Source organism: Microbacterium sp., assembly GCF_047606385.1.
In the GTDB taxonomy this organism is placed as follows: Bacteria; Actinomycetota; Actinomycetes; order Actinomycetales; family Microbacteriaceae; genus Microbacterium.
The window spans coordinates 1-2771 of the sequence record NZ_JASGEL010000060.1 but is presented as its reverse complement, the minus strand read 5'-3'; the positions used below and the strand labels follow the sequence as shown (position 1 = coordinate 2771).

Here is a 2771-nt window from a genome sequence, read left to right as displayed (position 1 = left end):
CGGTCTCGTCGGAGACCACGAGGTCGGTCAGCTGCGCCTCGGCACCGGCGAGGGAGGTGGCCGCGTCCAGGCCGAGGTCCGCGCCGTACGTGTTCACGGCGAGGTCGGAGCAGCCCTGCGGGTCGTTCACGGCATCGGTCCAGCCCTGGATCTCCGCGGTCAGGAACGCCTTCACCTCGTCCGGATTGTCGGCGATCATGTCGTCGGTCGCGACGAGCGTCTCGGCCACGAACGGCAGGCCGTTGTCGGCGAAGGTCAGGTCGGTGACGTCATAGCCCTCGGCCTGGACGGTGATCGACTCGTTCGTCACGTAGGCGACGTAGCCGTCGACCTCGCCGTTGGTGAGCACCGAGGTGTCGTACTGCACCGGGACCACCGTGAGGTCGCTCTCGCTCATGCCGTTGGCGGCGAGGAAGGCGTCGAACAGGCCCAGGTTGGAGTCCTGGACGCCGATCTTGAGACCCTTCATGTCCTCGGGGCTGGTGATGTTGGCGCCGTCGGCGAGCGAGAGGATCTCGAACGGGTTCTTCTGGTAGGTCGTGCCGATGATCTTCAGCGGGGCGCCTTCGTTCGCGACCGCGGTGGCGACCGAGACGGCGTCGCTGAGGCCGAAGTCGGCGGTGCCGGAGACGAGCTCGGAGACGCTGGTGGAGGGACCCGCGACGAGGCTGACGCTGCTGAATCCCGCGTCGGTGAAGTAGCCGTTGCTGTCGGCGAAGTACTCGCCGCAGAACTCCTCGTTCTTGATCCAGCTGAGCTGGACCGTGATGTCGCCGTATCCGGCGGACGCGTCGCTCGACGAGGTGTCGGACGAGCTGCCGGAACAGGCGCTGAGGGCGAGCGCCGCGAGCGCGACGGTCGAGAGGGATGCTGCGACGCGGGCGCGACGCGAGGTGAGGATGGACATGAACTGTGTCTCCAGATGCCGGTGATGCACTCGGGTAGGGGAGTGTCTGACCGTGGGCGTGACCCCGCGGTCGGTGACAGTCCGACGCTAAGCGATGTAGATTTCACGAACACTGGTGCTCGTGTTTCGTCGCCGTTACGTTGCGGACGACCGAGGCGATGCGCACACCGGCCCGGCCGCGCTGCGACCTACCGGAGCACGCCCTGCAACCGACGGGCGCGCCGATCGTGCGCGCGGAGGAGTCCCTCGAGCGCCGGCGCGGTGGGCTGGCCGTCCTCGACCACGAACCTGCCGTTGATGATCGTGTGGAAGGCCGTGCTCGGAGCGCACCGGAGCCACGCCTCGACCGGGTCGGTGACGGCGCCGGCCAGCGCGACCGCGCTGGTCTCCCAGACGACGAGGTCGGCGCACGCGCCGACCCGCAGGTGACCGATCTCGTCCTCCCAGCCCAGGCAACGCGCACCGCCGCGGGTGGCGACGTCGAGCGCGTCCCGGGCCGTCATGGCGGTGGGCCCCCCGCGGTACCGGCCGAGGAGCAGCGCGGTGCGCGTCTCGAGCCAGAGGGACGCGTGATCGGTCGAGGCCGAGCCGTCGCAACCCAGGCCGACCGGCATCCCCAGTTCGCGGAGGCGCATGACCGGCGCGGTGCCCCCGCCGATGAGCATGTTGGAGCTGGGGCAGTGGGCGACGCCGACACCGGCGCGGGCCAGCCTCTCCTGCTCGTCCGACGACGGATAGATGAAGTGCGCCACCCAGGAGCGCGGAGTCGCCCACCCGACCCGCTCGAGATATTCGACGGGACGGCATCCATAGGTCTCGGCGCAGAACGCGTCCTCGTCGAGGTCCTCGGCGAGGTGGCTGTGCAGCCGCACGTCATGCTGCTCGGCCAGCTCGGCGGTGCGCCGCATGAGGTCCTCCGTGACCGAGAACGGCGAGCACGGCGCCAGTCCGATGCGGATCATCGCCCCGGGCGACGGGTCGTGATAGGAGCGGATGAGCCGCTCGCTGTCGGCGAGGATGGCATCGGCGTCCTGCACCACGACAGCCGGCGGGAGACCCCCGTCCTCGATCGACCGGGTCATGGACCCGCGCGTGGGCAGGAACCGGAAGCCCAGCTCGCGTGCCGCGGCGACCTGCGCATCGATGAGGTTCGGCCGCGGGTGGACGTACATGTGATCCGCGGATGTCGTGCATCCGCCCATGGCGAGCTCGATGAGGCCCACGGCGGTGGAGAGGTGGATGTCCTCCTCGTCCAGCCGCGCCCAGATGGGGTACAGGTGCGTGAGCCACTCGAAGAGGGTCCCGTTGACGACCGGCGCATAGGACCGGGTCAGGTTCTGGTAGATGTGGTGGTGGGTGTTGATCAGCCCCGGGGTGACGAGTCGTCCGTCGGCGTCCACCACTCTCGTCGCGGGCGGCTCGGTGCCGGCGGCGCCGTATGCGGACACTCGGCCCTCGCTGACGGCGATCCACCCGCCGGCGAGCTCGATGCCGGTGTCGACCACGACGTGGCCGTTTCGGATCACGAGGTCGTTCATCGTCTCTCACGTTCTGTCAGCGTCCGGGACGCCCCCGCGGTCGCCGGCGGGGGCGTCCGGTCATGGCCGGGGCGGCGGGTCAGCCGGCGTAGTCGATCAGGTCGGGGTTGTCGGCGTAGACCTCGTCGAGCAGCGAGGTGTCGAACAGCTGGTCGGCGGTGATCTCGACACCGGCGTCGGCGAGGCTGTCGAGCGTCAGCTGCTGGAGGTCGTCGGAGATGGTGAACAGGCCGTTCTCGGCGGTCTCGTCGGAGACCACGAGGTCGGTCAGCTGCGCCTCGGCACCGGCGAGGGAGGTGGCCGCGTCCAGGCCGAGGTCCGCGCCG

2 protein-coding genes and 1 pseudogene are annotated in these 2771 nt (G+C 69.8%); all 3 read right to left on the bottom strand.

Annotated elements, in window-relative coordinates:
• The coding region (locus tag QM626_RS05975) for an ABC transporter substrate-binding protein (RefSeq protein ID WP_415074990.1) at positions 1-907 on the bottom strand (907 nt) is incomplete at its 3' end.
• Between the two features lie 188 nt (positions 908-1095).
• Positions 1096-2445, bottom strand: coding sequence for an 8-oxoguanine deaminase (locus tag QM626_RS05970; protein ID WP_415074988.1), 1350 nt, complete (start codon positions 2443-2445; stop codon positions 1096-1098).
• A 79-nt stretch (positions 2446-2524) separates the two neighbouring features.
• Positions 2525-2771 (bottom strand): annotated as a pseudogene (locus QM626_RS05965) (twin-arginine translocation pathway signal protein); the annotation flags it as partial.

Coding starts and splice junctions, on each gene's coding strand:
- QM626_RS05970 (WP_415074988.1), bottom strand. CDS start 2,445: ATGAACGACCTCGTGATCCGAAACGGCCACGTCGTGGTCGACACCGGC.